The organism is Mesorhizobium sp. M1E.F.Ca.ET.063.01.1.1, assembly GCF_003998155.1.
In the GTDB taxonomy this organism is placed as follows: domain Bacteria; phylum Pseudomonadota; class Alphaproteobacteria; order Rhizobiales; family Rhizobiaceae; genus Mesorhizobium.
On the sequence record NZ_RZSC01000986.1, the window covers coordinates 1 to 1,836 of the forward strand.

At 60.2% G+C, this 1,836-nt stretch carries 3 protein-coding genes; 1 reads left to right on the forward strand and 2 read right to left on the reverse strand.

Features of this window, described 5'->3' with window-relative positions:
* Together EOA29_RS35110 and EOA29_RS35115 are read right to left on the reverse strand one after the other, a co-directional pair.
* A partial coding sequence (locus EOA29_RS35110) for a twin-arginine translocation signal domain-containing protein (RefSeq protein WP_127222308.1) occupies positions 1-215 on the reverse strand: 215 nt, incomplete at its 3' end.
* 76 nt (positions 216-291) lie between these two features.
* Complete coding sequence (locus tag EOA29_RS35115) at positions 292-675, reverse strand: hypothetical protein (protein ID WP_126094028.1); 384 nt, start codon at positions 673-675, stop codon at positions 292-294.
* Between the two features lie 598 nt (positions 676-1,273).
* Here EOA29_RS35115 and EOA29_RS35120 point away from each other — a divergent pair.
* Positions 1,274-1,711 carry a CBS domain-containing protein gene (locus EOA29_RS35120; RefSeq protein ID WP_040971192.1) on the forward strand — a complete coding sequence of 146 codons (438 nt, stop codon included), beginning with the start codon at positions 1,274-1,276 and terminating at the stop codon, positions 1,709-1,711.
* Positions 1,712-1,836: the final 125 nt, after the last annotated feature.

A 1,836-nucleotide genomic window follows, 5' to 3' on the forward strand; every position in this document is an offset into this window, starting at 1 on the left:
GCTGCCGACATGGTAAGCCCATGCGTGCCATCGGGCTGGACGAGACCGAAGACCTTGGCGGCACGGCCGGCAACGTCGATGACGCGGGTATCGGCCCGGATGATTGTAGGCTTGGCCGCTCGCGCGGCATGAGCAGTGATCAGCGGCAGGATGACGCTCGCAGCGCCGGCAGCCGCCGTGGACGCCAGGAACTGGCGACGGGATATGGATTGCATTGTAAAGCTCTCATGTTTCGTGACTCGAGGCCGGATTGACCGGCGGCGAAGCGCGCGGACGCGAGGGTTCGTGCGCTCAGGCGATCACGGTGAGTTTTGGAGGGCGCAGACGAATCGGCACGTCTGCTGGAGAAGAAGCAAAGGGCGGCGCAGTCGCGACCGGCTGGGCGTGCGATGTCACCACGAATGCTTGAGCGTCAACTGGAACGCAGAAAGAGCAGCCCGAAGCGGCGGCAAAACATATTCCTTGATTATGCGTGTGCCCAACGCCATTGCACGGAGCGTGACGGCCATCATGCCGGATCGCTGCGGAGCCATGGTTATGCTGCGCTGACCACTGGATGCCATGCGGAGCAGCGACCGCGTTGACGTGGCCGTGAAGGACCGTGGTCAGCGCCATCAGCAACGCAAGACAGATGGCCACCCCACGCAACACTTCGAAGTCGAACGAATGTCGCATTGGGCCGCCCAGTTTTGATCGGATGATGCTCCGAACCAAATCCCTTCTTCCTGAATAGTGGGCCATTCTGCAACAATCATAACCTGAAGGAGCCAGCCGGAATTTGCGCTAAGTCAAAGAGGCCGAGCCCGGCCGCGATGTGCCTTCGCCGCCTGCCGCCGCTGATGGATCACTTCAGATCCGATAGCTCATTATCAAGGAACCAGAAATGTCGCCCCCTTTGCTGGATGCCGACAGCCGGTGGGATTGGTTCTGGGTGAGCGGAAGATGTTGTCGAAGGTCGTTGATCGGCGGATGACGCCCATCGCGATTTCTATTTTGCTGGCAACGCGACATTCGAACTTGGTTGCAACATCTGATGTAGCCACTCGCGAGGCGTGCGACCGGATCAGCTATTACCGAGTCGTTTGGGGGCCTGCTCGTCATTTCGGATCCGACCGGCCCGAATAGAGTCTGGCCAGACCGTATCGTTCGGGTGCATAGTCATTTCCAGGACTTCGCGGGCGGAATTGTCCGCAGCAATGATTATTGCCAGGTCCTGTCTCTCGTGCTGCATCCGTCCGCGATCCCGATGGGACCAGGCCACATGGAGGCGACCATGCTGGTAAAGGAAGCGATGACGGGGAAAGTGCGTTGGTACTCCCCCGATACACCGATACGGGAAGTCGCGCGCGTCATGCGCGATGAAGGTATCGGTTGCGTGCCGATCGGCGAAAATGATCGGCTCGTTGGCATGATCACGGATCGCGACATCACGTGCCGCGCCGTGGCCGCCGGCGAGAGCCTCGATAAATTGACATGCCGCGCGGTGATGTCGCCCGGCATATTCTTCTGTTTCGAGGATCAGACCCTGGAACAGGCGCTTGGGCAAATGCAGGAGCGTCAGGTGCATCACCTTCCGGTGCTCAACCGGCAGAAACGGATGACGGGCCTCATCTCGTTGGGTGATGTCGCGCTGAAGGCCGAAAGTGCGATCCTCGCGCCGCTTGCCAAAATCGCCGCACGCGACGCTGAACGGCACTTGCGGGCCGCCTGAGGTTTTCAGGGGCGCTTTGCGACGAATGGGTGGCATGCGTGAACGGAACCTGGCATGCCGCCCAAAATATCTGCGATCGCATTGCAAAGCTTGGCTTTCGTACCCCTGTCCGCGCGCTATGACAG